Here is a 26,975-nt window from a genome sequence, read left to right as displayed (position 1 = left end):
TCCGGCCACGACGACTTCCAAGGACTAGGTAAAACTCATGGCTCAGATCGCTGACTCCCTCGACCAGACCCCGGAGAGCTTCACCACGGAGAGCGCACCCGCCGCTGCCGAGGCTGCTCCCCGTCAGATCCTCAACGTCTCGGGCGGTGCCGTCGGGCGCCGCAAGGAGGCCATCGCGCGCGTCCGTCTCGTGCCGGGCTCCGGCTCGTTCACGGTGAACGGCCGCACGCTCGAGGACTACTTCCCGAACAAGCTGCACCAGCAGCTCATCAACGACCCGTTCAAGGTGCTCGAGCTCCTCGGCGCCTACGACGTCGTCGCCCGCATCACCGGTGGTGGCCCCTCGGGTCAGGCTGGTGCGCTCCGTCTCGCCATCGCTCGTTCGCTGAACGAGATCGACCGCGAGAACAACCGCGCCACCCTGAAGAAGGCCGGCTTCCTCACCCGTGACGCCCGCGTCATCGAGCGCAAGAAGGCCGGTCTCAAGAAGGCCCGCAAGGCTTCGCAGTTCTCGAAGCGCTAGTCGTCACCGGCTGAAGATCGCAATGCCGCGTCTGTTCGGTACCGACGGGGTTCGTGGTCTCGCCAACGGCGAGCTGACGGCCGCGCTCGCACTGGGTCTTGCCCAGGCGAGCGCGGCCGTTCTCACACACGGACACCATGCGGACGCCCGCCGGGCGTCCGGTCGACCGCGCCCTCGCGCGGTCCTGGCGCGCGATCCGCGCGTCTCCGGCGAGTTCCTCGGCGCCGCTGTCGCGGCCGGGCTCGCCTCCGCCGGCGTCGACGTCCTCGACGCCGGGGTCATCCCCACCCCCGCCGCGGCGTTCCTCGTCGCGGACATCGACGCCGACTTCGGCGTGATGATCTCCGCGTCGCACAACCCCGCGCCGGACAACGGGATCAAGTTCTTCGCAGCGGGCGGCCGCAAGCTCCCCGACGAGGTCGAGGACCGCATCGAGGCGGCCATGCACGACCACTCCGCGCCCACCCCCACGGGCGCCGAGGTCGGTCGCATCACCCGCTTCGCCGACGCCGAGGACCGCTACGTCGTCCACCTGCTCGGTACGCTGCCGCACCGGCTCGACGGCCTGCACGTCGTGCTCGACTGCGCGAACGGTGCCGCCGCCGGTGTCTCGCCCGAGGTCTTCGTGAACGCCGGGGCGAAGGTCACGCTGATCGGGGCCGACCCGGACGGCATGAACATCAACGACGGTGTCGGGTCCACCCACATCGACAACCTCGCCCGTGCGGTCCTGTCGCACGGCGCGGACGTCGGCATCGCGCACGACGGCGACGCGGACCGCTGCCTCGCGGTCGACGCCGCCGGCAACGCGATCGACGGCGACCAGATCATGGCGATCCTCGCGCTGTCGCTCAAGGAGCGCGGACACCTCGTGTCGGACACGCTCGTCGCGACGGTCATGTCGAACCTCGGACTGATCCGGGCGATGGCGGACGCCGGCATCACGGTGGAGCAGACCGCCGTGGGCGACCGCTACGTCCTCGAGAAGATGAACGAGGGCGGGTTCTCGCTCGGCGGCGAGCAGTCCGGCCACGTGATCTTCAACGAGTTCGCGACGACGGGTGACGGCATTCTCACGGGGCTGCACCTGGTCGCCGAGATGGCGCGGACGGGCAGGTCGCTGCAGGAGCTCGCCTCGTGCATGACGGTCTTCCCGCAGGTGCTCCTCAACGTGCGCGGCGTCGATCGGCACGGGCTCGCCGACCAGGGCGTGCAGGACGCTGTCGCTGCCGCCTCCGCCTCGCTCGGGGACACCGGCCGCGTGCTGCTGCGTCCGTCGGGCACCGAGCCGGTCGTCCGCGTGATGGTCGAGGCCGCCTCGCAGGAGGACGCCCAGCGCATCGCCGACGAGCTCGCCGCCGTGGTGCAGGAGCGTCTGGCGCTCGACGCGGCGTAGGCGCCGCCGGCTCGCACAACCACAGTCCGTCTGAACCGCGCGATCGTGCGGTTCGGACGGACTTTGGTTGTGCGGGACCGGTTCGAACCGACGCCGACCCCGGCCCGAACCGACCCGGCCCGACCCCGGCCGCTCAGATCTTGCGGAGCAGCACCGACGACACCTTGTGGTCCGCCGCCTTCTTCAGCACGAGGGTCGCCCGGGAGCGCGTCGGCAGCACGTTCTCGATGAGGTTCGGCTCGTTGATGGCCCGCCACACCTGGGTCGCCGTGTCGATCGCGTCCTCGCGGGAGAGCGACGCGAACCGGTGGAAGAACGAGTCCGGGCTGGCGAACGCCTCTTCCTGCAGGGCGAGGAACCGGTCGACGTACCAGGCCTCGATGTCCTTCGTCTTCGCGTCGACGTAGATCGTGAAGTCGAACAGGTCGGACAGTGCGAGTCGCCCGTGCACCGGCGGCGCGAGCACGTTGAGGCCCTCGACGATGAGGACGTCCGGCTGTCGCACGACGATCTCGGCGTCCGGCACGATGTCGTAGACGAGGTGCGAGTAGTACGGCGCCCGGACCTCGGTCGCGCCGCTCTTCACCTGGCTGACGAACCGCAGCAGCGAGCGGCGGTCGTAGGACTCCGGGAAGCCCTTGCGGTCCATGATCCCGCGGCGTTCGAGTTCGGCGTTCGGGTACAGGAACCCGTCGGTCGTCACGAGTTCCACGCGCGGGGTGTCCGGCCAGCGCTTCGTCAGTTCGCGGAGCAGACGTGCGACGGTGGACTTGCCGACCGCGACCGACCCGGCGACACCGATCACGAACGGGGTGCGTCCGGCGCGTTCCCCGAGGAAGCGGCTCGTCTCGGCGTGCAGGTTCCTGGCACCGGCCGCGTACAGCGTCAGGAGGCGCGACAGCGGGAGGTAGACCTCCTGCACCTCCTGCATGTCCAGCCGGTCGCCGAGCCCGCGCAGCTGCACGATCTCGGTCTCGGTGAGGGAGAGGTGCTCCTTCGGAGCGAGCTGCGACCACTCCGCGCGCGGGATCTCCACGAAGGGGGTCGGGTGCGCGACGGTGGTCTCCGGGATCGGCATGGGAACGAGCGTACAGACGGGAGGCCCGGATCACGTGAGCCGACCGGCTCACGTGATCCGGGCCTCCCGTCCAGTGCTCGGTGCGCGTCCGCAGGACGGCGCGGGTCAGGCGGGCAGTGCCGCCTCGATCGCGGCGATGACCTGCGGCGCGTCCGGCTTCGTGGTGGGGCGGAAGCGCGTGACGGTGCCGTCCGGTGCGACCAGGAACTTCTCGAAGTTCCACGTGACGCGGCCGGCCTTGCCGTCGGCGTCCGGCGTCTCCTTGAGGGCCTGGTAGAGCGGGTGGGCGCCCTTGCCGTTGACCTTGACCTTCTCGGACATCGGGAAGGTCACGCCCCACGTGGTGGAGCAGTACTCGTCGATCGCCTCTGATGTGCCGAGTTCCTGCAGGAACTGGTTGCTCGGGAACCCCAGGACCGTGAAGCCCCGAGGGCCGTACTCCTTCTGGAGCGCCTCGAGCTGCTCGTACTGCGGGGCGAGGCCGCACCGCGAGGCGACGTTCACCACGAGCACCGCCTTGTCCGCGTAGGCCCCGAACGTGGTGTCCTCGCCGTGCAGTGTCGTGATCGCGATGTCATCGAACCGTCCCATGTCCCAAACGTTATCCCCAGCCCTGCTGCTTCGCAGGGTGGGCGCCCAGGCAGACCGTAGGATCGATGCCATGTGTGGAATCGTCGGCTACGTCGGCAGCAACAGCAGCCAGGACGTGCTCCTCGGTGGTCTCCGTCGGCTCGAGTACCGCGGCTACGACTCGGCGGGCATCGCCGTCGTGGACGGGTCGCACGAGCTGGCATCGGCGAAGAAGGCGGGCAAGCTCCAGGCCCTCGTCGACGAGCTCGAGTCGCACCCGATCTCGGACGGCGGCACGGGCATCGGTCACACCCGCTGGGCGACCCACGGCGGGCCGACCGACGGCAACGCGCACCCGCACCTGGCGGACGGCGGCAAGCTCGCCCTCATCCACAACGGCATCATCGAGAACTTCTCCGAGCTCCGCGCCGAGCTGCAGGCCGAGGGCGTCGAGTTCCTCAGCGAGACCGACTCCGAGGTCGCCGCGCACCTCGTCGCACGGTCCTTCCGTGAGACCGGCGACCTGACCGGCGCCATGCAGCAGGCCGTGCAGCGGCTCGAGGGTGCGTTCACGCTCCTCGTCGTGCACGCCGACCAGCCGGGTGTCGTCGTCGGTGCCCGCCGCAACTCCCCGCTCGTGGTCGGCCTCGGTGACGGCGAGAACTTCATGGGCTCGGACGTCGCCGCGTTCGTCGCGTACACGCAGCGTGCGCTCGCCATCGGGCAGGACGAGATCGCCACGATCCGCCCCGACGGCGTCGACGTCATCCACTTCGACGGCACCCCCGCGACGCCGTCCGAGTTCGAGGTGAACTGGGACGCCTCCGCCGCCGACAAGGGCGGCTGGAGCTCCTTCATGGCGAAGGAGATCAGCGAAGAGCCCGAGGCCGTCGCGAAGACGATCCTCGGCCGCGTGCACGACGGCGCCGTCACCCTGTCCGACCTCGACCCGATCGCCGAGCGCCTCGCCACCGTCGACCGTGTCATCGTGATCGCCTGCGGCACCGCCGCGTACGCCGGCATCCTCGGCAAGTACGCCATCGAGCAGTGGGCGCGCGTCCCGGTCGAGGTCGAGCTCGCGCACGAGTTCCGCTACCGCGACCCCGTGCTCGACGAGCGCACCCTGGTGGTGTCGATCAGCCAGTCCGGCGAGACCATGGACACGCTCATGGCCGTCAAGTACGCGCGTGAGCAGGGCGCCCAGGTCCTCTCGATCTGCAACACCCAGGGCGCGACGATCCCGCGCGAGTCCGACGCGGTGATCTACACGCACGCCGGGCCCGAGGTCGCCGTCGCGTCGACGAAGGCCTTCATCGCCCAGGGCGTCGCGCTGTACCTGCTCGGGCTGCACCTCGCCACGCTCCGGGGCACGCTGACGGCCGAGCAGATCGCCGAGCAGGTCGCCGAGCTCGAGGGGCTCGCGCCGAAGCTGCAGCAGACCATCGACGACGCGTCCGGCATCAAGGACCTCGCCCGCTGGATGGCCGACACCCGCAGCGTCCTGTTCCTCGGCCGCCACGTCGGGTACCCGATCGCGCTCGAGGGCGCGCTGAAGCTCAAGGAGCTCGCGTACATCCACGCCGAGGGCTTCGCCGCAGGCGAGCTCAAGCACGGGCCGATCGCCCTGATCGAGCCCGGCCAGATCGTCTTCGTGATCGTGCCGTCCCCGCGTGACCCGCGCTCGCTGCACCCGAAGGTCGTCTCGAACATCCAGGAGATCCGCGCCCGCGGTGCCCGGGTGATCGCGATCGCCGAAGAGGGCGACGCCGCCGTGCTGCCCTTCGCCGACGAGGTCCTGCGCATCCCGCTCGCGACGCCGCTGTTCGAGCCGCTGCTCGCGGTCGCGCCGCTGCACATGTTCGGCATGGAGCTCGCCGCGGCCAAGGGCCTCGACGTCGACCAGCCGCGCAACCTCGCGAAGTCGGTCACCGTCGAGTAGTCGGCGATGATCATCGGCATCGGGGTCGACGTGGTCGACCTGGAGCGGTTCGAGCGGGTGCTCGACCGGACGCCGGCGATGCGCGCGCGGTTGTTCACACCGTCGGAGCTCCTCCGTGACGGGGAGCCCCGACCGATCGCGTCCCTCGCCGCTCGGTTCGCGGCGAAGGAAGCCCTGATCAAGGCCTTCGGGTCGAGTGCGGGGTTGAGCTGGCAGGACCTCGAGGTCGTCTCGGACGACCAGCGGAACCCGTCGCTCACCCTGCGCCAGGGGGCGCAGCTGGTGGCGGCGTCGCGGGGCGTCGGGTCGGTGCACCTCTCGCTCTCGCACGACGGAGGGATCGCGACGGCGTTCGTGGTCCTGGAAGGAACAGGGGAACAGGCGTGAGTGCGTTCACCGGCATCACCCTCGACAGGGAGGCCCTGATCGCCAACTACGGTCGGGTCGCCGAACAGGTGGCCCCGTCGGGCGTCATCGCGGTCGTCAAGGCCAACGGCTACGGGCACGGCGCGACCGAGGCGGCGCAGGCCTTCGTGGACGCCGGCGCCGAGTGGCTCGGCGTCGCGGACATCGACGAGGCGATCGCGCTCCGGCGGGCCGGCATCGACGAGGGGGTCCGGATCCTCGCGTGGCTGCACGCCCCCGACGAGGACTTCCGTCGCGCGGCCCGCTACGGCATCACCCCGGCGGTGTCGAGCGTGTCGCAGCTCGCCGCAGCCGCTGACTCCGAGGTCCCGGCGGTGCACATCTGCGTCGACACGGGCCTGAGCCGCAACGGCGCGGTCGAGTCCGAGTGGGCAGAGCTCTTCGCGACCGCCGGGCGCCTGGCCCGCGGTGGCAACCGCACCCGCGTCGAGGGACTCATGTCGCACCTGGCGAACGCCTCGCGCGCGGACGACCTCGACCAGGACGCCGCACTCCAGCGAGCGCTCGACGGGCTCGCCGCGAACGGCATCGTGCCCGACATGGTGCACCTCGCCGCCAGCGCCGCGGGCCTCGCCGTCCCGGAGACCCGTCACGACGTCGCCCGGGTCGGTCTCGCGCTCTACGGCCTCAGCCCGTTCCCGGACCGCACGTCCGCCGACCTCGGTCTGCGTCCGGCGATGCGCGTGACGGCCGCGGTCCTCCGGACGGTCCCGGTCCGGGCCGGCGAGGGCGTCAGCTACGGCTACACCTGGCGTGCGGAGACGGGCACGAGGCTCGCGGTCATCGGCCTCGGCTACGCGGACGGCTTCGACCGCGACTTCGGCAACCGCGTCTCGGTCCGCATCGGCGACCGGACGTTCCCGGTGGTCGGTCGCGTGGCGATGAACGCGATGCACGTCGACATCGGCGACGCCGACGTGCAGGTCGGCGACGAGGCCGTGCTCTGGGGCGACCCGGCGAACGGGGACCCCGCGGTCGAGGACTGGGCTGCGGCCGTCGGCACGATCAACTACGAGGTGGTCGCCCGGGTCGGCCGCAGCGTGGAACGGAGGACGACGTGAACGCGCCGCTGCGCCGGGCCGAGATCGACCTCGACGCCTACCGTGCCAACCTCGACCTGGTCCGGGAGTGGATGGACCCCGTCGAGCTCATGGCGATCATGAAGGCCGACGCCTACGGGCACGGCCTCGAACCGATCGCCCTCGCCGCGGTCGACGCCGGCATCCGGTGGATCGGCGTGCTCACGGTCCCGGCGGCCCTGCGCCTGCGGTCGATCGGTGTCAGCGAGGACGTGCACCTCTTCACGTGGCAGCACGACCCCGCCCTGGACTTCCGCGACGCGATCGACTCGGCGGTCGACCTCGGCGTCTCGAACGTGCCGGAGCTGCAGCGCGTCATCGACGCCGTCGACCAGCGTCCCGCACGCGTGCACCTCGGGTTCGACTCGGGCCTGCACCGCGACGGCGCGACCCCGGAGTCCTGGCCGGCGCTCGTGTCGCTCGCGCTGGACGCGCAGCGGGCCGGCCGCATCGAGGTCGTCGCCGCGTACACGCACCTGGCGGAGTCGTCGGACCAGGACGACACCGACGCCGTGGCGCTCTTCGACGCCGCCGTCGAGCGGGCCGACGACCTCGGGCTCGACATCCCGATGGAGCACGTCGCGGCGTCGCTCGCCGGGCTCGAGCGCAAGGAGTTCCGCAAGGACATGGTCCGGATGGGCGCGAACCTGTTCGGCATCCCCGGTGCCGACGGCGTCTCCGCCGCCGACCTGGGACTCGAACCCGTCATGACGCTCACCGCCTCGGTCGCGAAGACCAAGCGGGTGCCCGTCGACACCGGCGTCTCGTACGACTACACCTACCGCACCACCACGGAGACGACCCTGGCGCTCGTACCGGTCGGGTACGCCGACGGGGTGCCGCGGCTCGCCCAGGGCCGGATCGAGGTCGCGATCGGCGGCACGCGGTACCCGATCGCCGGTCGTGTGGCGATGGACCAGTTCCTGGTCGACGTCGGCGACGACGACGTCCGGACCGGCGACGCCGTCACGCTGTTCGGCACGGGGGAGCACGACGAGATGACGGTCCTGGAGTGGGGCGAGGCGCTCGGCACCATCGGCGAGGAGATCGTCTGCCGCATCGGCTCCCGTGTCCCGCGTGCGTACCAGGGCCACAGCGTCGAGGGGCACGTCGCGGAGTACCTCCGGGGTGAGCTGTGACCGACGCCCGCGTCCTGCTCGACACCGCCGTCGCGACGACGGACGAGATGGGTGCACTCGGCGCCCGGCTCGCCGCGGTCCTGCGCGCCGGGGACCTCGTCGTGCTGACGGGTCCGCTCGGCGCCGGCAAGACGACGCTGACCCGGGGCCTCGGTGCCGCGCTCGGCGCCCGTGGTCAGGTGTCCAGCCCGACCTTCGTGCTCGCCCGCACCCACCCGACGACGTCCGGACCCGACCTCGTGCACGTCGACGCGTACCGGCTGTCCGACCCGCTGGAGCTCGACGACCTCGACCTCGACTGGGACGCCTCGATCGTCGTGGTGGAGTGGGGCCGCGGCTTCGTCGACGGCATCTCGGACAGCGTGCTCGACGTCGAGATCGTGCGCGCGACCGGAGCCGACGCGGGTGCTCCGGACGACGACGCCGACCCGGACGACGTCCCCGACGAGCCCCGCCGGGTGGTCGTCACCGCCACCGGACCGCGGTGGGCGCACGTGACGCTCTAGCTCGTGGCGCCGGTTCGTCCCTCGATGGAACCGATCGACCCCGACCGGACACCAACTGGGAAAGGGACCGGAACGGGGAAGCACACGGTGGACGACGAAGGACTGTGGCGCGCAGCGCGGAACGGTGACCCGCGCGCCTACGAGCAGGTGTACGAACGACACCGCGACCGGGTGTTCGGGCAGGCCGCACGGCTGTTGCGCTCCCGGATCGAGGCGGAGGACGTCACCGCGCTGGTGTTCCTCGAAGCCTGGCGGCGCCGCGCGGACGTCCGGGTCGTCGACGGGTCGGTGCTGCCGTGGCTGCTGGTGACCACGAACAACGTCGTCCGGAACGTGGCACGGGCGGCACGTCGTCACCGTGCGGCGATGGACCGCATCGCCTCGCTCGCCCCGGTCCGCGCCGAGGCCGAGGAAGCGTTCGACGACGTCGACTCCGGCCCGGAGCGGTCGGCGGTGCGGCACGCGCTCGCTGCGCTCCGTCCGCCGGACCGCGACGTCCTGGTCCTCTGTGTCGTCGGCGAGTTGTCGATGGAGGCGGCCGCTGCCGCACTGGGCGTACCCGTCGGCACTGTGAAGTCCCGACTCTCCCGCGCGAAGCGCCGGCTCGCCGATCGACTCGACGGGTCCGCGGTCGGCGCCGACCCGCTCAGCGGTCTCACGTCGAAGGAGGAAGCACGATGAACGACGTCCGGTTCGACCCGCAGCGAGACGCCGCGATCCGCACGGTCCTCCGCGACGAGGTCACGGCATCCCGCACAGGGGGCTCCCTCCGTCGACTTCGCATCGTCGTCGCGATCGTGGTGGCCGGGCTCCTCGCACTGGGCGGCGGCGGGTACGCGCTCGCCGCCGCACACCCCGAGCTCTTCGGCCCGAGAGCCGCTGCCCCCGATGCCCCGACCAGCGCCCCAGCGCCGGAGTCGTCCGGGCCGGTGGGGTCGCCGATCGTCCCCACCGAGGAACCGGCGGCTCCCCGCTCGACCCCGCCAGCGGTCGCCCCGTCGCCGAGCCCGCTGCCGATGGCCGCCGTGCCGCGCATCGTGACCCCGACCGACGGCACGACCACCCCCGGCGGCGCGATCACGATCTCCGGCACCGGGACGCCCGGATCGCACGTGTACCTGACGGAGTACTGCACGCTCGCGCCGCCGGCCTGCACCGTGCCCGAGGAACTCGGTCAGCCGGGGCAGCCGCAGATCGTCGTCGGCGCGGACGGACGCTGGAGCACGACCACGTCGATCGTGCCGCCGCAGACGCTGACGTTCCGCCTCGCCGCCAGCGCAGCGTTCGTCAGCGCGGACGGATCCACCGTCGGCACGGGCTCCGGCTCGTCGCCGGAGCGCCGGTTCACCGTGACCGGATCGGCGGGATGAGCCCTCGGGCGGGAGCGGTCGTGGGGGGCGCTCCCGCCCGGGGCGAGGAGGGCGACGACACGCCTACGATGGACGGGTGCTGCTCGCCATCGACACCTCCGCCGGGACCTCCGTGGCCGTCGTCGACCCGGCCACCGGTCAGGCCCGCGCGACGCGGAGCACCGAGGACAGCCGCCGTCACGCCGAGGTGATCGGCCCGTTCCTCGCCGAGGTCCTCGACGAGGCCGGCATCACCGGAGCGGACGTGACCGGCGTCGTCGCCGGCATGGGACCTGGTCCGTTCACCGGCCTCCGCGTCGGCATCGCCGCCGCCCGCACCTTCGCCGCGGCACGCGGCGTCCCGTTCCTCCCGCTGGTCAGCCACGACGCCGTCGCGGCCGACCAGCGTGCGTCCGGTCGGGACGGTGCGTTCGTCGTCCTGACGGACGCCCGCCGGCGCGAGGTCTACTGGAGCGCCTACGACGAGACCGGCACGCGCGTCGCCGGTCCGGGACTCGCGAAGCCGGACGACCTCGACGAGGCGATCCGTGCCTCCAGGCCGGACGCCGTGGGCTGGGACCGCGTGACCGTCGCGTCCATCCCGGCCTGGAGGCTCGGCGCGCTCGCCGCGGACCGGCTCGCCTCCGGGACGCTCTTCGCCCAGGACACGCCCCTCTACCTCCGCGACCCCGACGTGACCCTGCCGGGCGCGCCGAAGCGGGTGAAGCAGTGATCCTGCCCGACGGGCTGCGCCTGCGGCGCGCCCACCCGCAGGACCTCGACGACGTCATGTGGCTCGAGCACACGTCGTTCCCGACGGACGCCTGGTCGGCGTCGCAGATGTCCGGCGAGCTGTACTCGCCGCACGGGTACTACGTCGTGGTCGAGACCACCGAGGGCGGCGCCCCGACGATCGTCGGGTACGCCGGACTGTCCTCGCTCGCGGGCAACCCCGTCGCCGACGTCCAGACCATCGCGGTCGCGGCCGAGCAGCGCGGGAAGGGCATCGGCCGGGTGCTCTTCACCGAGCTCCTCGCCGAGGCCCGACGCCGCGGCGTGCACGAGGTCTTCCTCGAGGTCCGCGCCGACAACCCCGTCGCCCAGGCGATGTACACCGCGTTCGGGTTCGAGCGGATCGCCGTGCGTCCGCGCTACTACCAGCCGGACGGGGTCGACGCGTGGGTGATGCGGGCAGCGCTGGAACCCGCGGCACCGTCACCGACGTCGACCGTCGGCCCGATCGGGCAGGAGGCCCTCGATGACCGCAGCTGAACCCCTCGTGCTCGGCATCGAGACGAGCTGCGACGAGACCGGCGTGGGCATCGTGCGGGGGACCACCCTGCTCGCGAACGTCATCGCCTCGAGCATGGACGAGCACGCGCGCTACGGCGGCGTCGTCCCCGAGGTCGCCGCGCGGGCGCACCTCGAGGCGATGACCCCGACGCTGTCCGCCGCGCTCGAGCAGGCCGGCGTCACCCTGGACGAGCTCGACGCCGTCGCGGTCACCGCCGGCCCGGGCCTCGCGGGTGCGCTCATGGTCGGGGTCGGCGCCGCGAAGGCGCTCGCCGCGGCGACGGGCAAGCCGCTGTACGGTGTGAACCACCTGGTCGGACACGTCGGCGCCGACGTCCTGCGGTCGGACGGCTCCGAGATCGAGCTGCCGACGGTGGCGCTCCTGGTGTCGGGCGGGCACACCTCCCTGCTGCTCGTGCGCGACCTCGTCGGCGACGTCGAGCTCCTCGGCGAGACGATCGACGACGCGGCGGGCGAGGCGTTCGACAAGGTCGCCCGGCTGCTCGGCCTGCCGTACCCGGGCGGGCCGCAGATCGACCGGGCCGCGGTCGACGGCGACCCGACCGCGATCCGGTTCCCCCGCGGGCTCACGCTGCCGAAGGACATGGCCGCGCACCGGTACGACTTCTCGTTCTCCGGCCTGAAGACCGCCGTGGCGCGGTGGGTCGAGCGCTGCCGTGACGAGGGGCGCGAGGTCCCCGTGGCCGACGTCGCCGCCAGCTTCCGGGAGGCCGTGGTCGACGTCCTGCTGACGAAGGCCCTGAACGCCTGCAGGGACACCGGGGTCGACCGGCTGCTGCTCGGCGGGGGCGTGGTGGCGAACGCCCGGTTGCGTGCCGTGGCCGAGGAACGCTGCGCCGCGGCCGGGGTCGCGCTCCGGATCCCGCCGTTCGACCTCTGCACCGACAACGGGGCGATGATCGCGGCCGTCGGTGCCCGGCTCGTCGCCGAGGGCCACGCACCGAGCGACCTCGGCATCGCGGCGGACTCGACGCTGCCGGTGACGACCGTCCAGGTCTGAGGGCACGGTCGCGCTCGAGCAGGTCGAGCCGTCCGCGCGTTCGGACCCAGGTCCCACGGGTGTGGGAGGATTCACAGGGCACCGACGACCGAGGTGCCGAGAGGGGTGGACGGTGTCCGATCAGAACCAGTGGCCGAAGCCGGGCGAATCGACGCCGGACGGTGGGGCCTCCGCGAACCAGCCAGCTCCCGAGCAGGGCGCGCCGTCGAGTGCGGCGCAGCCCGAGTTCGGCCAGCCGCAGCAGTACGGTGCGTCCGCCCCCGAGGGCTCCTCGGAGGTGCCGCAGAACCCGTACGCGGCTCCCAGCAACCCGTACGCGGCTCCGGGGCAGTCGGGCCCGCAGGGCCAGCCGGGCTACGGCGCACCGCAGAACCCCTACGCCGCTCCGCAGAACCCCTACGCACCCCCGAGCAACCCGTACGCCGCGCCGCAGCAGCCGAACGCGAACCCGTACGGCGCCCAGCAGGGATCGAACCCGTACGCGGCGCCGGCCTACGCTCCGGGTGGGTACCAGCCCTACGCGCAGCGCCCGAAGACGAACGTGCTGGCGATCCTGTCGATCGTCTTCGCCTTCGGCGGCATCATCATCTGGCCGCTCATCATCCTGACGAGCCCCGCCGGCGCGATCATGGGGCACATCGCCCTCGGCAAGATCAAGCAGTCGGGTGAGGGCGGACGGGGCCTGGCGCTCGCCGGTGTGATCGGCGGCTGGGTGCTCACCGGCCTCTTCATCCTGATCGTCGGGCTGTTCGTCATCATCGGCGTGGCCGCGGGCACGTCGAGCAACTACGACTACGACTACGACTCGGGCGCCTTCATCGGCTGACCCGGCCGTTCGCACGACCAAAGTGGCCTCGAACCGCGGAATCCCGCGGTTCGAGGCCACTTGCGTTGTGCGGAACCGGCTCGCACCGCGACCGGGGCCGCGCCCGCGACCCGGGCGGAGCGCCCCGCGCCCTACCCGGCCCCGTCGGTGAGCCGCTCGCACAGGATCGCGGTGTGTCGTCCCTCCAGGCGGGTGAGCACGAGCGTGACGCGACCGCGTCCGCGCAGCCGCAGCCGCTTCCGGAACTGCGCCGGGTCGACGTCGACGCCGCGCTTCTTGATCTCGACGGTGCCGACGTCGTCGGCGGCCAGTCGCGCGGCGAGCTGCTTCACGTCGAGCGGCAGGGTGTCGACGACCCGGAAACCCTGCGCGAACGGTGTCGAGACCGCCCGGTCCGAGGTCACGTACGCGATGCCGTCGGAGAGCATCCGGCCGTCGATCGATCGCGCGAGGTCGCCGATGAGCCGGGCCCGGATGACCGCGCCGTCGGGCTCGTAGAGGTACGCACCGAGCGGTCCGACCGGCTCGTCCTCGGCGTCAGCGGCGCCCGTGAGCTCCGCGATGCCGTGCGACCCGATGACGGTGGCCGCGCGGCGGATGCCGGGCCGGGCGAGTGGGCCGAACCAGAGGGCGAGTTCGACGACCTCGCGGTCGACCGAGGTCCACTGGGCCTCGGCGGTGTCGGGGATCAGGTCGCGGTCGACGCCCGGACCGAGCTTCACGCCGGTCGGGGTCGTCGTCGCGCTCGCGAACACGGTGTCGAGCGACGGGGACCAGTCGTCCGGGTCGGCCAGCCGCTTCGTGTTCGTGTGCCCGGAGGTCCGCCGCGCCGGGTCCATCCAGACGCCGTCGACCCGCGACAGGTCGAACGCCGCTGCGTCGCCGAGTTCGACGCGCGCACCCGGCCAGAGCGCGAGGTTGTGGGTCGCGACGGCCGCGGTCACCTCGTCGCGGTCGACCGCGGTGACCTCGAGGTCGAGCGCGGCCATCGCCATCGCGTCCCCGCCGATGCCGCACCCGAGGTCCGCGATGCGCGTCAGCCCGGCCGCTGCGAAGCGCCCGGCGTGCTGCGCGGCGACCTGCAGCCGGGTGGCCTGTTCGAGACCGGCCTCGGTGAAGAGCATGCGGGCGGCGAAGTCCCCGAACTTCCCGCGGGCCTTCTGCCGGAGCCTGGCCTGCGTCAGCACCGCCGCAACGAGCCCGGGATCGTGTCCCTCGGACCGCAGTCGGGAGACGACGCGGACGATCTCACCACCGTCGGACACGGCCGGGGTACGGTCGAGCAGGGCCATCCCCTCGGGGGTCAGCAACTGGGCGAGATCGGCGGCTTCCACCCGACGATCCTCCCAGGTCGCCGAGAGCCCGGTCGGACGTTGGCACTCGGATTGACCGAGTGCCAACGACGCCCTAGAGTTGGGGCAGTTGGCACTCTCCTGTGCGTAGTGCCAACCCGGTTTTCATCTGTACCGAGTCTGTACCGAGAAAGAAGAGGTCACCGTGGCCGTCAGCATCAAGCCGCTCGAGGATCGCATCGTCATCCGCCAGGTCGAGGCGGAGCAGACCACTGCTTCCGGTCTGGTCATCCCGGACACCGCGAAGGAGAAGCCCCAGGAGGGCGAGGTCGTCGCCGTCGGACCGGGTCGTATCGACGACAACGGCAACCGCGTCCCGCTCGACGTCGCCGTGGGTGACAAGGTCATCTACTCGAAGTACGGCGGCACCGAGGTCAAGTACTCGGGCGAGGACCTCCTCGTCCTCTCGGCCCGCGACGTCCTCGCGGTCATCGAGCACTGAGACTCGTTCTCTGCTGCGAACGCCCCGTTCGGCTCCGGCCGGCGGGGCGTTCGTGCGTCCGGTGCGTGGTTGCGTTTCGGCGGCCTGGGCCCACGTCGCCGGTTCCGACGCGACGCGCCAGCGGCGTGGCGGCCGTGCCGATGGGGAGAGGCGCGGTGTCCGTCCGCAGCGTCGGTGCCGGTTCCTAGGATGGTTCCGTGAGTGAACCGACCCCGGCGCGCCCGGTCCGCAGCGAGGCATCCGTCGGCGTCGTGCAGGCGATCATCGCGTACGGCCTCTGGGGTCTCATGCCCCTGCTCTTCGCCGCGATGGCACCGGCCGGCGCGTTCGAGATCGTCGCCTGGCGGGTCGTCTTCGGCCTGGTCTTCTGCGCCGTGGCGATCGCCGTGACCCGGTCGTGGCTCCGGACCCGCTCCCTGATGGCCCAGCGTCGGGTGATGCTCGTGATGGGCCTCGCGGCCGTGCTCATCCTGGTGAACTGGACCGTGTACGTGGCGGCGACGACCACCGGCCACACGGTCGAGGCCGCGCTCGGCTACTTCATCAACCCGCTCGTCACGATCGCGCTCGGCGTGGTCGTGCTCCGCGAACGCCTCCGTCCGCTGCAGTGGACGGCCGTCGGCATCAGCGTCGTGGCGGTCGTCGTCATCGCGGTGGGCTACGGACGGATGCCGTGGATCTCGCTCGCGCTGGCGTTCTCGTTCGGGCTCTACGGGCTCGTCAAGAAGCGCGTCGGCGGCACGGTGGACGCGCTCTCCGGGCTGACGATCGAGACCGTGTGGCTGCTGCCGATCGCGGTCGTCGCACTCGTGGTGCTCGGGGTGACGGGCCTCGGCGGCGGGGTGACGTTCACGAGCGAGGGCTGGGAGCACGTCCTCGTGACGGTGTTGACCGGGCCGGCGACGGCCGTGCCGCTCCTGCTGTTCGCGTCGTCCGCCCGTCGGGTGAGCCTGTCGACGCTGGGGCTGACGCAGTACCTCGCGCCGATCATGCAGCTGCTCGTCGGTGTCGTCGTGCAGCACGAGCCGATGTCCGGCGCCCGCTGGTTCGGCTTCGGGATCGTCTGGCTGGCCCTGGTCATCCTGACGGTCGACTCGTTCGCCGCCGCGCGGGCGGCCCGCCGCCGGACGCTCGCACCCGCGGTGGCCGGCACGGCCTGACGGCCCCGCACCGCGCCTCCAGGCCGTGGACCGTGACCCGAGTCTCGGCGTGAGCGACACGTCTCACGCTTCGAAGCCCGAGAAACGTCGCCGGGCCCGAGTCTCGGCTTCGTGAAGCCGAGACTCGGGCCCAGTGTGGGACGGGTGGTGCGTGTTACTTCTTGACTGAGCCCTGGATCGCGCTCTGGTAGACGGGCTTGTTGTCGCCGTCGAACTTGTAGATGCCGATGTAGGCGCTCGACGGGTCGTTGTTGTCGTCGAACGGACCGATGCCCGACGGACCCGTGTAGTGGATGTCCTCACCCTTGTCGAGCAGGGCGACGCAGTCCTTGAACGTCGAGCACTCGGTGCCACCGTCGGCTCCGGACACCGCGGCCATGTTGGCCTGGATGGTTCCGGAGTCCGTGCCCTTGCCCTTCACCGCGGCGAGGGCGGCCAGGACGGTGGCGTCGTAGGACTCCGCCGCGTACGAGTAGTCGGCGAGGTCCTTGCCCGAGGACTTCTTGTAGTACGCCGCGAGCTGCGCCTTGAACTCGTCCTTCGGCGAAGCACCGGGGATCGTGCCCTGTGCGCCGGTCAGCGTGCCCTTGTCGAAGTCCTTCGAGTAGTCCGCCGTGTTGCCGTCGGACATGTAGATCTTCGACATGTCGGCGGCCTGGGACTTCAGCTCGGGGATGATCGACTTCGTCTCGTCGAACGCCAGGATGACGATCGCGTCGGGCTTGGTCGCGAGTGCCGCGGTGACCTCGGAGGAGAACGTCGTCTGGCCGGGCGGGAACTCCTGGCCCTTGCCCTTGCCGCCGTAGACGACCGATCCGCCGGAGTCCTCGATGGCCTTCTGGACGGTGTTGCGGAGGCCGGTGCCGTACGTGTCGTTGAAGACGAGGAACGCGACCTTGGCGTTGCCGTCACCCGTGACGAGCTGGCCGAGCGCCGAACCCTGCACCGAGTCCGGCGGAGCGGTCCGGTAGTAGTACGACGAGTAGCCCGACAGGTCGGACGCGGTGTTGGCCGGGGAGATCTCCACGATGCAGTTGCTCGTGAGCTGGTCGATGACGTTCAGCGTGACGCTGGAGGACTCGGCGCCGATCGCCACCGGGACCTTCGCGTTCACGAGCTTCGTCGCGGCCGAGCTCGACACGGTCATGTCGTTGCTGTCACCGGAGTCGGTGGCGGGGTCGATCGTGACGTCCTTGTCGAGCACACCGCCGGCGGCGTTGATGTCCTGCACGGCGAGCCCGACGCCGGACTCCGCGGGCGGGTTGAGGTACGCCAGCGAACCGGTGAGCGGGAGGATCGTGCCGATCTTCAGGGCGTCGGTGCCGGGGGTGTCGGGGGCCTTGCAGCTCGCGGCGGGGTCCTTCTTCGCGCCGCTGGACGCGGAGTTGGACGGGGACGCGCTGCCGCTGGTGGAACAGGCGGCGAGCAGGAGCGCCGCCGCTCCCGCCACTGCCAGTGCCGTGGTGGCACGGGTGGTTCTGATCATCCGTGGAGCCCTTTCTCTGCGCGGAACCTCAGGTCCCGCTGGGGATGTGAGAGAACGTAGGGTCACGGTGTTTCAGCCGCGTGACGGGGCGGTACGCAAAGTGTTTCGTTACCCAGCCGTGACGCGGAGTGTGCGGCGCTTCGGCCCCGGCAGCCGTGGCGGCGAGACGCCCCTCGGCGCGCGAGACACCGCCCGATCCCTGAGACTCCGCGGGATTTGGCGGCGTCTCGGTGGGGGCGCGGTGTCTCGGTCGAGCGCCGGTGTCTCGCTCCAGCGGAACACCGCATCATCCCCGAGGCGCGGGCAGGCGACGGGGCGCAGCGCGGAGGACCGGGAGCCCAGCGGCGATGAGGACGGTGGCGAGCTTCGCGGGATCGACCGCTTCGGACATCGTCCACCGAGCGACTCCGTGGACCGAAGCGTGCCGGCGGAGTGCATCCTCGCGGAGCTTCTCGCGCCAGAGCGTCTCCGCGTCGTCGTACTGCACACGCCCGTCGAACTCGCCGACGATCCCGTGCTCCGGCCACCAGAAGTCGACCCGGTACTGCCCGTTCGGAGTGTCGAACTCGTGTTGCAGGACCGGGGTCGGCAACCGGAGCTCCCGGACCTGGACCCGACTCGCCGACTCGCCAGGGGACTCGGCGAGCGGGTCGGCGAACCGGACGGCGTCGATCGCCCGGCTGCTGCCACGGAGGCCACGCAGCGGTGCGAGCGCGTCGAGCAGCTGCGGCTTCGTCAGCCGGCCGAGGCGCAGCACGTGGTCGAGCACGATGACCGCGTGCACGAACGAGACCGATCGGATCACGTCCACGACCGTGCGGAGCAGCGACGTGACCGTGATTCCGTCCAATCGCACGACGTCGTCCCGCCGGAGGGTACCGACGTGCCGCACGACGCCCGGCCCGCAGTGCGTCTTCTGCCGCCGGACGTCGATGAGGTGCAGCCGGCCGTCATCGCGGTCGAAGTCGGGCAGGCCCCAGAGTGCCGCGGCCGACCGGTGGGACACGACGCCGTCGACGTCGATCCCGACGGCGTCCGTGCGGGCACGAACGACCAGGCGTCGGCGCTCGACCGGGGTCAGCGCGAGCCAGTCCGATCGCTCGACGGCACTGCCGGGGAACAGGCGGACGGGGTCGCGCAGGGACCCTGCTGGTCGGACGAGCACGGCGCGGTCGATCGAGTGCATGCGCCGAGCGTTGCCGACCCGAGCGGCGGCGACGTGCGCCTCGGGGCGGACTGTGGAGAGCCTCCAGGCCGTCTGCGGTGTGGAGGACTGGCGAGACGTCGCGTCCCAGCCGAGACACCGCCGACGACGCGAGACACCGCGCGGTACGAGACGCCCCCGACCAAGTGAAACGCCGCCGGACCCACGAGACACCGCGGGATCCGGCGGTGTCTCGCGCGTCAGGCGGCGTCTCGACGCGAACGCGGCGTCTCGTCTCACTGAGACGAGACGCCGCGCGGCGCGACGGGCGGAACCCTAGCGGCTGTAGTTCGGCGCCTCGACGACCATCTGCACGTCGTGCGGGTGCGACTCCTTCAGCCCCGCCGGGGTGATCCGGACGAACTTGCCACGGGCCTTGAGCTCCGGGATCGTCCGACCGCCGACGTAGAACATGGACTGCCGCAGGCCGCCGACGAGCTGGTAGACGACGTTCGAGACCGAGCCGCGGTACGGCACCTGGCCCTCGATGCCCTCGGGGACGAGCTTGTCGTCCGAGGGGACGTCGGCCTGGAAGTACCGGTCCTTCGAGTACGAGGTCTTCTTCCCACGGGTCTGCAGTGCGCCGAGGGAGCCCATCCCGCGGTACGCCTTGAACTGCTTCCCGTTGACGAAGACCAGGTCGCCGGGGGACTCGTCCGTGCCGGCGAGGAGCGAGCCGAGCATCACGGTGTCGGCACCGGCGACGAGGGCCTTGGCGATGTCGCCCGAGTACTGCAGCCCGCCGTCGGCGATGACCGGCACGCCGGCCTCACGCGCGGCGAGGGAGGCCTCGTACACGGCGGTGACCTGCGGGACGCCCACACCGGCGACGACGCGGGTGGTGCAGATCGAGCCGGGGCCGACGCCGACCTTGACGGCGTCCACACCGGCGTCGATGAGCGCCTGGGCGCCCTCACGCGTGGCTGCCTGGCCACCGATGATGTCGACCGCGGCGAACGCCGGGTCGGCCTTGAGTCGCCGGACCATGTCGAGCACGCCGGCGCTGTGGCCGTTCGCGGTGTCGACCACGAGGACGTCCACACCGGCCTCGAGCAGGGCGGTCGCGCGCTGCCAGGCGTCACCGAAGAAGCCGATCGCAGCACCGACCCGCAGGCGGCCGGCGTCGTCCTTGGTGGCGTCCGGGTACTTCTCGCTCTTGTCGAAGTCCTTGACGGTGATGAGGCCGCGGAGCTTGCCGGCCTCGTCGACCAGCGGGAGCTTCTCGATCTTGTGCTCCGCGAAGATCGCGACGGCGTCGTCCGGGTCGATGCCGACCGGGGCCGTCACGAGCGGGGCCTTCGTCATGACGTCGCGCACGAGCGTGGTCTGCTGCTCGAACGGCGCCACGAAGCGCATGTCGCGGTTGGTGATGATGCCGACGAGGGTGCCGTCGCCCTCGACCACCGGCAGGCCGGAGACGCGGAACTGTCCGCAGAGCGCGTCGACCTCGGCCACGGTGGCGTCCGGTGTGGTGGTCACCGGGTTGGTGATCATGCCCGACTCGGAGCGCTTGACCTTGTCGACCGCTGCGGCCTGGTCGGCGATCGACATGTTGCGGTGCAGGATCCCGATGCCACCCTGGCGCGCCATGGCGATGGCCATGCGGGCTTCGGTGACGGTGTCCATCGCCGCGGAGAGCAGCGGGACGTTGACCGTGATGCGCTTGGTGAGCCGGGACGCGGTCGACGCCTCGCTCGGGATGACGTCGGTGTACCCCGGCAGGAGCATGACGTCGTCGTACGTGAGTCCGATGAATCCGAACGGATCCGGCTGGTCCATGGGTCCCCTTCGTGGGCGAGGTGAAGTGTCGAGACACCGGGAACGCTGCGGCGGGTTCCGGATAGACCATGGTAACGCGCACGCGCTCTTCCGCATTCCGTCGTGCGGGCACCTGTGGACAGCCTGGAGGCACGGTGCGGCCCCGGCGGTCCGGCCTCCGTGGTCCTTCCTCCACAACGTCACAGTTGCGGCACGAATCACACAGGGAACGTGATGGAAACACGGGTGTCACACAATCCCCATAGCGTCACTCGACATCCGAACGAGAGGCTCTTCCGTGGGATCCATCACTCCTCCGGGACCGGCGCAGCTGCGCCGGTTCCGCCTCCGCCCGGGGCGTGGGCGACCGGTCATCATGGCCGTGCTCCTCGCTGCGTTCCTGGCGACCTTCCTGATCGACTGGGCGGTGACGCTGCCGGCGGTCGGCGCCACCTCGGCCCCGACCGCGAGCGCCTCGGCGAGCACCGCACCCGCCACCGGCCAACCGTGCACGGTCAGTCCGACGAACGGCTGCATCCAGGGCACGATCACCGACTCCGACCGGAAGTCGGTCGAGGGCGTCGCCGTCGACGTCACCGGGCCGGGCGGGTTCGCGCAGACCGCGACCACCTCGGACACCGGCCGGTGGTCCGTGAGCGTGACGACCGCGGGCAGCTACACCGTCGCCGTCGACCAGGACACGCTGCCGAAGGGCCAGTACCTGACGAACGCGGCGGACGCGAAGCGCACGGTCAGCGCGAGCCTGAACGCGAACGTCGGCCAGATCTTCCAGCTGTCCGACCAGCAGGGCGTCGTCACGAACGACGACGCCACGAGCGTCACGCCGCAGCGCGCCTGGCAGCAGTTCGCGTCCGGCATCCGGCTCGGGCTCCTCATCGCCCTGGCATCGGTGGGCCTCTCGCTCATCTACGGCACCACGGGGCTGTCGAGCTTCTCGCACGGTGAGCAGGTGACCCTCGGCGGGCTCCTCGCCTACCTGTTCGCGAACCAGCTCGGGTGGAACATCTGGCTCACCGGGATCGTCGTCACGCTGCTGTGCGCGGCGACCGGGTACCTGCAGGACGCCGGCATCTGGCGGCCGCTCCGGCGCAAGCGGATCAGCCTCACCCAGCTCATGATCGTGACGATCGGTCTCTCGATCGCCGCCCAGTACGCGTTCCAGTACTTCTTCGGCGCCTCGACGGTCCGGATCCAGCAGGGCAACCCGGAGACGATCCGGTTCGCCGGCGTCACGCTGACCGTGCAGTCCTACGTGGCGATGGCGATCGCGCTCGTCGTGCTCGTCGCCACCGGCCTGTTCCTGGCGAAGACCCGGTTCGGCCGTGCGACCCGGGCGGTGTCGGACAACCCGGCCCTGGCGAGTGCGTCGGGGATCGACGTCGACCGGGTCATCCGGTTCGTGTGGACGCTCGCCGCCGGCCTCGCGGGGCTGTCCGGCGTGATGCTCGGGCTCGTCCTCAACGGCGTGAACTGGCAGACCGGTCTCCAGCTGCTCCTGCTGATGTTCGCCTCGGTCACCCTCGGCGGTCTGGGCACCGCCTACGGTGCGCTCGTCGGGTCGATGATCATCGGCATCGTCGTCGAGCTGACCAACCTGGTGCTCCCCGGTGACTTCAAGTACGCCACCGCCCTCGTCATCCTCATCCTCATCCTGCTGTTCCGGCCGCAGGGCATCTTCGGCCGCGCCGAGCGGATCGGCTAAGGGAGCGCCGCCATGGACTACATCCTCAACCTGCTGTCCTCCCTCACCCAGGAGGCACTCGCCCCGACCACGGCCGCGTTCGCCCTTGCCGCGATCGGTCTCAACGTCCACTTCGGGCTCACCGGACTCGTGAACATGGGCCAGGCGGCGTTCCTGCTGCTCGGCGCGTACGGGTTCGCGATCTCCATCACGAACGGGTTGCCGTTCGTGATGGCGATCCTGGTGGCGCTGCTCGTGTCGATCGTGTTCGCGATCATCCTCGGCATCCCGACGCTGCGGCTCCGCGGCGACTACCTGGCGATCGTGACGATCTCCGGTGCCGAGATCATCCGGATGGTGGGACGCTCGAGCCTGCTCACCACGACGACCGGCGGCTCGAACGGCATCACCGGGTCGAGCTACCGCGACCCGTTCAACGCCCTCAGCCCGCTGCCCGACGGCACCACGACGATCCTCTGGTTCACGTACTCGAACAACGGCGTCAACGGCTGGTGGATCCGGATCGCGGCGTGGGGCCTCGTCGCCCTGTTCACCCTCGTGCTCTTCCTGCTCATGCGCAGCCCCTGGGGTCGCGTCGTGAAGGCCATCCGTGAGGACGAGGACGCCGTTCGCTCCCTCGGCAAGAACGTCTACTCGTACAAGATGCAGGCGCTCGTGTTCGGCGGCGCGCTCGGGGCGCTCGCCGGGATCATCTACGTCCTGCCGAGTTCGGTGCAGCCGGACGCGATGGGCCGCTCGATGACGTTCTTCATCTGGACGGCGCTCATCCTGGGCGGCGCTGCGACGGTGTTCGGTCCGGTGCTCGGCGCCGTGCTCTTCTTCGTCGTCCGGCTCTTCATCCGCACGGTGGCCGGCGACTTCATCCCCAACTCGATCATGAACGCCCAGCAGGCGGAGCAGTTCTCCTACGTGCTCGTCGGCGTCGCGCTCATGCTCCTCATCGTGTTCCGTCCACAGGGCCTCCTCGGCAACAAGAAGGAGCTGACGTTCAGTGTCTGAGACGTACGCCCACCCCAAGTCCGACCCGATCCTCACCGTCGACACCGTCACCCGGCACTTCGGCGGGATGACGGCGGTGGACGTCGACCACCTCGAGGTCCAGCGCGGGTCCATCACGGCCCTCATCGGTCCGAACGGCGCCGGCAAGACGACGTTCTTCAACCTGCTCACCGGGTTCGACAAGCCGAGCGCCGGCGCCGTCACCCGCTTCGACGGGGCCACCCTGCAGAAGACCAGCGCGACGCACATCGCGAACCGCGGCATGGTCCGCACGTTCCAGCTCACCAAGGCGCTCAGCCGGCTGACGGTGATGCAGAACATGCTGCTCGGCGCCCGCGACCAGCCGGGCGAGAACTTCTTCGCCGCCCTGGTCAAGCCGGTGTGGGCGAAGCGCGAACGGGAGATCACGGCGAAGGCCGAGGAACTCCTCGCCCGCTTCAAGCTCGACACGAAGGCGGACGACTACGCGGGATCCCTGAGCGGCGGGCAGCGCAAGCTCCTCGAGATGGCCCGGGCGCTCATGTCCGACCCGACGATGATCATGCTCGACGAGCCGATGGCCGGCGTGAACCCCGCGCTCACCCAGTCGCTGCTCGGCCACATCCAGTCCCTCCGCGACGACGGCATGACCGTCCTGTTCGTCGAGCACGACATGCACATGGTCCGGCACATCTCGGACTGGGTCGTCGTGATGGCCGAGGGGAAGGTCGTGGCGGAGGGACCAGCCGACACCGTGATGGACGACCGGGCCGTCATCGACGCGTACCTCGGGGCCCACCACGACACGGACCTGGGCGACGACTCGCTCCTCACCGAGGAGACCTACGAGGAGCTCGCCGAGGAAGTAGCGGAAGAAGACGAGCAGGAGGCGACCCGATGACCGACGCAAGCGACCCCACGAACGCGAGCAGTGCCTCCAGTCCGGATGCGACCCCGGCGACGGGAGCCGGCACGGCCACGCTGGAACGCGAGCCCGTGCTCAGCGCGAAGAACCTCGTCGCCGGCTACCTGCCGGGGGTGAACATCCTCAACGGCTGCGACCTCGACTGCTACCCGGGCGAGCTCATCGGCATCATCGGCCCGAACGGCGCCGGGAAGTCGACGCTCCTCAAGGCGCTGTTCGGCCTCGTGTCCATCCGCGAGGGTTCCGTCACGCTGCAGGGCGAGGACATCACGAACCTCAAGGCGAACAAGCTCGTGCAGGCCGGCGTCGGCTTCGTCCCGCAGACGAACAACGTCTTCCCCTCGCTGTCGATCGAGGAGAACCTGCAGATGGGGCTCTATCTCCGGCCCCGGAAGTTCGCCGAACGCCTCGAGGTCATCTACGACCTGTTCCCCGTCCTCGGTCGGCGCAAGGGCCAGCGTGCCGGATCGCTGTCCGGCGGCGAGCGGCAGTCCGTGGCGATGGCGCGGGCGCTGATGATGGACCCGAAGGTGCTGCTGCTCGACGAGCCCTCCGCCGGGTTGTCGCCGGTCCGCCAGGACGAGACGTTCATCCGTACACGCCGGATCAACAAGGCCGGTGTGTCGATCGTCATGGTGGAGCAGAACGCGCGACGCTGTCTGCAGATCTGCGATCGTGGGTACGTGCTCGACCAGGGGAAGAACGCGTACTCGGGCACCGGGAAGGAGCTCGCCGACGATCCGAAGGTCATCGAGCTGTACCTGGGGACGCTCGCCAAGGACGTCGACTCCGCTCGCTGAGCGGTCGGAGTCGGCCGCAGACGTCGACTTGCTCGCTGTGCGGGCGGGTCGACCGCAGACGTCGACCCTGCTCGCTGTGCGGGCGGGTCGACCGCGGGTGTCGCTGTGGGGGCGGCATCCGCACCGAGGAGGGTCGTGCGAAGTCGCTGATGCGCCGCACGGCCCTCCTCCCACGTGGCGACGGCGTCTCGCGGGACGCAGACGCCGCGAACGCGTCGAGACACCGGCCGGCGGCCGAGACACCGCCGGATCCTGCGGCGTCTCGCGGTGCGCGCGGCGTCTCACGACGAGCGCGGTGTCGCCCACACCCGGCCTGGAGGCACGGCTCGCCCCCGCCTCGTCGGTATCGTTCCGCACGTGCGTACCCCCGGCCCCCTCGTGCTCGACGCCCTCGTCTGGCTCGTGTTCGCCGCGCTCTTCATCGGGGCGGCCCTGCTCGTGAAGGTGGCGGCGGCGCTCCTCGGGGTCCTGATCGTGCTGGCGCTCCTGCTCGGACTCGTCCTGCGCGCCCTCCGCAAGCGCCGGGCCCGCCCGCGCCCGCCTCGCTGACCCGCACGGTGCGAGGCCGGCGTGCACGGGACGCGTCCCGGGAGCGCACGGTGCGAGGTCCCGCGCTCCGTGCGACCCGCGGGACCTCGCACACTGCGCGACACCTCGCACCGTGCCGAGACCTCGCACGGTGCGACTCCGCCCGACCTCGCACGGTGCGACCCCGTCCGACCTCGCACGGTGCGACCCCGTCCGACCTCGCACGGTGCGACCCCGCCCGCCCGCGCCCACCCGGGTCACGCGCACGACACGACCGCTAGGCTTGCCGGGTGAGTGAAGTCGAGATCGGTGCAGGCAAGCGCGGACGTCGGGCGTACGCGTTCGACGACATCGCGGTGGTCCCCTCGCGACGGACGCGTGACCCGCGCGACGTGAACGTGCAGTGGTCGATCGACGCGTTCACGTTCGAGTCGCCGATCCTCTCGGCCCCGATGGACTCCGTCGCCTCGCCGGCCACGGTCATCCAGATGGGCAAGCTCGGCATGCTCGGCGTGCTCGACCTCGAGGGGCTCTGGACCCGCTACGAGGACCCGACGCCCTACTTCGACGAGATCAAGGCGCTCACCGACGGCAACGTCACGAAGCGCATGCAGGAGATCTACTCCGAGCCGGTCAAGGCCGAGCTGATCACCGCGCGTCTCGCCGAGATCCGCGCCGCGGGCGTCCCGGTCGCCGGCTCCCTCAGCCCGCAGCGCACGCAGGAGTTCTCGCAGACCGTCGTCGACGCCGGTGTCGACCTGTTCGTGATCCGCGGCACCACGGTCTCGGCCGAGCACGTCTCGCAGAACACCGAGCCCCTCAACCTCAAGAAGTTCATCTACGAACTCGACGTCCCGGTGATCGTGGGCGGTGCCTCGACCTACACGGCGGCACTGCACCTCATGCGCACCGGTGCCGCGGGTGTGCTCGTCGGCTTCGGCGGTGGCGCAGCCTCGACGACCCGTGCCGCGCTCGGCATCCACGCCCCGATGGCCACGGCCGTCGCGGACATCGCCGGCGCTCGCCGCGACTACATGGACGAGTCCGGCGGCCGGTACGTGCACGTCATCGCCGACGGCGGTCTCGACACCGCTGGTGACGTGGTGAAGGCGATCGCGATGGGCGCCGACGCCGTGATGCTCGGTACCGCCCTGGCCCGCGCGACCGAGGCGCCGGGCGGCGGGTTCCACTGGGGTGCCGAGGCGCACCACCCGGAGCTGCCCCGTGGCCGCCGGGTCGAGGTGGGCACGATCGCCCCGCTCGAGAACGTCCTGAACGGCCCGACCCCGACGTGGGACGGCCGCGCGAACATCATCGGTGCGCTGCGCCGGTCGATGGCGACGACCGGATACTCCGACGTCAAGGAGTTCCAGCGAGTAGAAGTGGTCGTGGCGCCGTACCACCAGCAGTGACGGTGGCACCCGCACTCCAGCGCGGGTGACGCCACGGCGCCGAGCGTGACACCGCGACACGG

Annotated in this window: 27 protein-coding genes; 21 read left to right on the top strand and 6 right to left on the bottom strand. The window is 71.1% G+C overall.

Features of this window, described 5'->3' with window-relative positions; translation table 11 throughout:
• The first annotated feature begins 37 nt into the window (after positions 1-37).
• Together rpsI and glmM are read left to right on the top strand one after the other, a co-directional pair.
• Positions 38-523, top strand: coding sequence for a 30S ribosomal protein S9 (gene rpsI / locus CRP27_RS13865; RefSeq protein ID WP_079237360.1), 486 nt, complete (start codon positions 38-40; stop codon positions 521-523).
• A 22-nt stretch (positions 524-545) separates the two neighbouring features.
• On the top strand, positions 546-1,919 hold the full coding sequence (gene glmM / locus CRP27_RS13860) for a phosphoglucosamine mutase (RefSeq protein WP_097181240.1): 1,374 nt from the start codon (positions 546-548) through the stop codon (positions 1,917-1,919).
• A 133-nt stretch (positions 1,920-2,052) separates the two neighbouring features.
• Here glmM and coaA read toward each other — a convergent pair whose 3' ends face one another.
• Both coaA and CRP27_RS13850 read right to left on the bottom strand, forming a co-directional pair.
• Complete coding sequence (gene coaA, locus CRP27_RS13855) at positions 2,053-2,997, bottom strand: type I pantothenate kinase (protein WP_097181239.1); 945 nt, start codon at positions 2,995-2,997, stop codon at positions 2,053-2,055.
• 105 nt (positions 2,998-3,102) lie between these two features.
• Entirely contained in the window at positions 3,103-3,588 is a 486-nt protein-coding gene (locus tag CRP27_RS13850) for a glutathione peroxidase (RefSeq protein ID WP_097181238.1), read from the bottom strand.
• A 70-nt stretch (positions 3,589-3,658) separates the two neighbouring features.
• Here CRP27_RS13850 and glmS point away from each other — a divergent pair, with 70 nt between their 5' ends.
• The 11 genes from glmS (at position 3,659) to CRP27_RS13795 (ending at position 13,145) form a co-directional block, all read left to right on the top strand.
• Positions 3,659-5,506: a glutamine--fructose-6-phosphate transaminase (isomerizing) gene (gene glmS, locus CRP27_RS13845; RefSeq protein ID WP_097181237.1), complete on the top strand. Its 1,848-nt coding sequence runs from the start codon at positions 3,659-3,661 to the stop codon at positions 5,504-5,506.
• Between the two features lie 6 nt (positions 5,507-5,512).
• Positions 5,513-5,893 carry a holo-ACP synthase gene (locus CRP27_RS13840; protein WP_097181236.1) on the top strand — a complete coding sequence of 127 codons (381 nt, stop codon included), beginning with the start codon at positions 5,513-5,515 and terminating at the stop codon, positions 5,891-5,893.
• Complete coding sequence (gene alr / locus CRP27_RS13835; protein ID WP_097181235.1) at positions 5,890-6,993, top strand: alanine racemase; 1,104 nt, start codon at positions 5,890-5,892, stop codon at positions 6,991-6,993. The genes CRP27_RS13840 and alr (CRP27_RS13835) overlap by 4 nt, the downstream gene beginning before the upstream one ends.
• Positions 6,990-8,150 (top strand): alanine racemase, encoded by a 1,161-nt coding sequence (alr, locus tag CRP27_RS13830; protein ID WP_176505610.1) that lies wholly within the window; start codon positions 6,990-6,992, stop codon positions 8,148-8,150. The genes alr (CRP27_RS13835) and alr (CRP27_RS13830) overlap by 4 nt, the downstream gene beginning before the upstream one ends.
• Positions 8,147-8,656, top strand: coding sequence for a tRNA (adenosine(37)-N6)-threonylcarbamoyltransferase complex ATPase subunit type 1 TsaE (gene tsaE / locus CRP27_RS13825; protein ID WP_097181234.1), 510 nt, complete (start codon positions 8,147-8,149; stop codon positions 8,654-8,656). Before alr (CRP27_RS13830) ends, tsaE begins: the two co-directional genes overlap by 4 nt.
• A gap of 87 nt (positions 8,657-8,743) precedes the next feature.
• On the top strand, positions 8,744-9,337 hold the full coding sequence (locus CRP27_RS13820) for an RNA polymerase sigma factor (RefSeq protein ID WP_255257595.1): 594 nt from the start codon (positions 8,744-8,746) through the stop codon (positions 9,335-9,337).
• On the top strand, positions 9,334-10,026 hold the full coding sequence (locus tag CRP27_RS18015; RefSeq protein WP_097181232.1) for a hypothetical protein: 693 nt from the start codon (positions 9,334-9,336) through the stop codon (positions 10,024-10,026). Before CRP27_RS13820 ends, CRP27_RS18015 begins: the two co-directional genes overlap by 4 nt.
• 76 nt (positions 10,027-10,102) lie before the next feature.
• Positions 10,103-10,738, top strand: coding sequence for a tRNA (adenosine(37)-N6)-threonylcarbamoyltransferase complex dimerization subunit type 1 TsaB (gene tsaB, locus CRP27_RS13810; RefSeq protein WP_097181231.1), 636 nt, complete (start codon positions 10,103-10,105; stop codon positions 10,736-10,738).
• Entirely contained in the window at positions 10,735-11,277 is a 543-nt protein-coding gene (rimI, locus tag CRP27_RS13805; RefSeq protein ID WP_255257594.1) for a ribosomal protein S18-alanine N-acetyltransferase, read from the top strand. Before tsaB ends, rimI begins: the two co-directional genes overlap by 4 nt.
• On the top strand, positions 11,264-12,319 hold the full coding sequence (gene tsaD / locus CRP27_RS13800) for a tRNA (adenosine(37)-N6)-threonylcarbamoyltransferase complex transferase subunit TsaD (RefSeq protein ID WP_097181230.1): 1,056 nt from the start codon (positions 11,264-11,266) through the stop codon (positions 12,317-12,319). Before rimI ends, tsaD begins: the two co-directional genes overlap by 14 nt.
• Positions 12,320-12,431: 112 nt before the next feature.
• Positions 12,432-13,145: a DUF4190 domain-containing protein gene (locus CRP27_RS13795; protein WP_176505609.1), complete on the top strand. Its 714-nt coding sequence runs from the start codon at positions 12,432-12,434 to the stop codon at positions 13,143-13,145.
• 131 nt (positions 13,146-13,276) lie between these two features.
• Here the strand turns inward: CRP27_RS13795 and CRP27_RS13790 are convergent, their stop codons facing one another.
• The gene (locus CRP27_RS13790; RefSeq protein ID WP_097181228.1) at positions 13,277-14,479 is read right to left on the bottom strand and encodes an SAM-dependent methyltransferase; all 1,203 of its coding nucleotides are present in this window, start codon (positions 14,477-14,479) and stop codon (positions 13,277-13,279) included.
• Positions 14,480-14,642: 163 nt separating this feature from the next.
• On the opposite strand from CRP27_RS13790, the gene groES reads away from it, so the two are divergent.
• Complete coding sequence (groES, locus tag CRP27_RS13785; RefSeq protein ID WP_071292506.1) at positions 14,643-14,939, top strand: co-chaperone GroES; 297 nt, start codon at positions 14,643-14,645, stop codon at positions 14,937-14,939.
• Positions 14,940-15,136: 197 nt separating this feature from the next.
• Positions 15,137-16,099, top strand: coding sequence for an EamA family transporter RarD (rarD, locus tag CRP27_RS13780; protein ID WP_176505608.1), 963 nt, complete (start codon positions 15,137-15,139; stop codon positions 16,097-16,099).
• 154 nt (positions 16,100-16,253) lie between these two features.
• Here rarD and CRP27_RS13775 read toward each other — a convergent pair whose 3' ends face one another.
• The 3 genes from CRP27_RS13775 to guaB all read right to left on the bottom strand — a co-directional run bounded on the left by CRP27_RS13775 (position 16,254) and on the right by guaB (position 20,568).
• The gene (locus tag CRP27_RS13775) at positions 16,254-17,585 is read right to left on the bottom strand and encodes an ABC transporter substrate-binding protein (protein ID WP_079237344.1); all 1,332 of its coding nucleotides are present in this window, start codon (positions 17,583-17,585) and stop codon (positions 16,254-16,256) included.
• A 286-nt stretch (positions 17,586-17,871) separates the two neighbouring features.
• Positions 17,872-18,771, bottom strand: a complete 900-nt coding sequence (locus CRP27_RS13770) for a hypothetical protein (RefSeq protein ID WP_097181227.1) — start codon at positions 18,769-18,771, stop codon at positions 17,872-17,874.
• A gap of 294 nt (positions 18,772-19,065) precedes the next feature.
• A complete protein-coding gene (gene guaB, locus CRP27_RS13765; RefSeq protein ID WP_079237343.1) occupies positions 19,066-20,568 on the bottom strand; it encodes an IMP dehydrogenase in 1,503 nt (500 codons plus the stop codon).
• A gap of 277 nt (positions 20,569-20,845) precedes the next feature.
• Here guaB and CRP27_RS13760 point away from each other — a divergent pair, with 277 nt between their 5' ends.
• The 6 genes from CRP27_RS13760 (at position 20,846) to CRP27_RS13740 (ending at position 26,913) form a co-directional block, all read left to right on the top strand.
• Entirely contained in the window at positions 20,846-22,270 is a 1,425-nt protein-coding gene (locus CRP27_RS13760; RefSeq protein WP_255257593.1) for a branched-chain amino acid ABC transporter permease, read from the top strand.
• Positions 22,271-22,282: 12 nt separating this feature from the next.
• A complete protein-coding gene (locus CRP27_RS13755; protein WP_097181225.1) occupies positions 22,283-23,269 on the top strand; it encodes a branched-chain amino acid ABC transporter permease in 987 nt (328 codons plus the stop codon).
• Positions 23,262-24,149 (top strand): ABC transporter ATP-binding protein, encoded by an 888-nt coding sequence (locus tag CRP27_RS13750; protein ID WP_097181224.1) that lies wholly within the window; start codon positions 23,262-23,264, stop codon positions 24,147-24,149. Before CRP27_RS13755 ends, CRP27_RS13750 begins: the two co-directional genes overlap by 8 nt.
• Positions 24,146-24,973: an ABC transporter ATP-binding protein gene (locus tag CRP27_RS13745; protein WP_255257592.1), complete on the top strand. Its 828-nt coding sequence runs from the start codon at positions 24,146-24,148 to the stop codon at positions 24,971-24,973. Before CRP27_RS13750 ends, CRP27_RS13745 begins: the two co-directional genes overlap by 4 nt.
• A 357-nt stretch (positions 24,974-25,330) precedes the next feature.
• Entirely contained in the window at positions 25,331-25,522 is a 192-nt protein-coding gene (locus CRP27_RS18010) for a hypothetical protein (protein ID WP_141399772.1), read from the top strand.
• A gap of 269 nt (positions 25,523-25,791) precedes the next feature.
• Complete coding sequence (locus CRP27_RS13740; RefSeq protein WP_079237337.1) at positions 25,792-26,913, top strand: GuaB3 family IMP dehydrogenase-related protein; 1,122 nt, start codon at positions 25,792-25,794, stop codon at positions 26,911-26,913.
• Positions 26,914-26,975: the final 62 nt, after the last annotated feature.

The organism is Curtobacterium sp. 314Chir4.1 (genome assembly GCF_900215175.1).
GTDB lineage: Bacteria > Actinomycetota > Actinomycetes > Actinomycetales > Microbacteriaceae > Curtobacterium > Curtobacterium pusillum_A.
Note: the sequence above shows the minus strand (reverse complement) of the source record. Positions and strands in the feature narration are given on the sequence as shown.

Coding starts and splice junctions, on each gene's coding strand:
- tsaD (WP_097181230.1), top strand. CDS start 11,264: ATGACCGCAGCTGAACCCCTCGTGCTCGGCATCGAGACGAGCTGCGAC.
- CRP27_RS13850 (WP_097181238.1), bottom strand. CDS start 3,588: ATGGGACGGTTCGATGACATCGCGATCACGACACTGCACGGCGAGGAC.
- CRP27_RS13745 (WP_255257592.1), top strand. CDS start 24,146: ATGACCGACGCAAGCGACCCCACGAACGCGAGCAGTGCCTCCAGTCCG.
- guaB (WP_079237343.1), bottom strand. CDS start 20,568: ATGGACCAGCCGGATCCGTTCGGATTCATCGGACTCACGTACGACGAC.
- rpsI (WP_079237360.1), top strand. CDS start 38: ATGGCTCAGATCGCTGACTCCCTCGACCAGACCCCGGAGAGCTTCACC.
- coaA (WP_097181239.1), bottom strand. CDS start 2,997: ATGCCGATCCCGGAGACCACCGTCGCGCACCCGACCCCCTTCGTGGAG.
- CRP27_RS13840 (WP_097181236.1), top strand. CDS start 5,513: ATGATCATCGGCATCGGGGTCGACGTGGTCGACCTGGAGCGGTTCGAG.
- CRP27_RS18015 (WP_097181232.1), top strand. CDS start 9,334: ATGAACGACGTCCGGTTCGACCCGCAGCGAGACGCCGCGATCCGCACG.
- CRP27_RS13775 (WP_079237344.1), bottom strand. CDS start 17,585: ATGATCAGAACCACCCGTGCCACCACGGCACTGGCAGTGGCGGGAGCG.
- glmS (WP_097181237.1), top strand. CDS start 3,659: ATGTGTGGAATCGTCGGCTACGTCGGCAGCAACAGCAGCCAGGACGTG.
- glmM (WP_097181240.1), top strand. CDS start 546: ATGCCGCGTCTGTTCGGTACCGACGGGGTTCGTGGTCTCGCCAACGGC.
- CRP27_RS13770 (WP_097181227.1), bottom strand. CDS start 18,771: ATGCACTCGATCGACCGCGCCGTGCTCGTCCGACCAGCAGGGTCCCTG.
- CRP27_RS13755 (WP_097181225.1), top strand. CDS start 22,283: ATGGACTACATCCTCAACCTGCTGTCCTCCCTCACCCAGGAGGCACTC.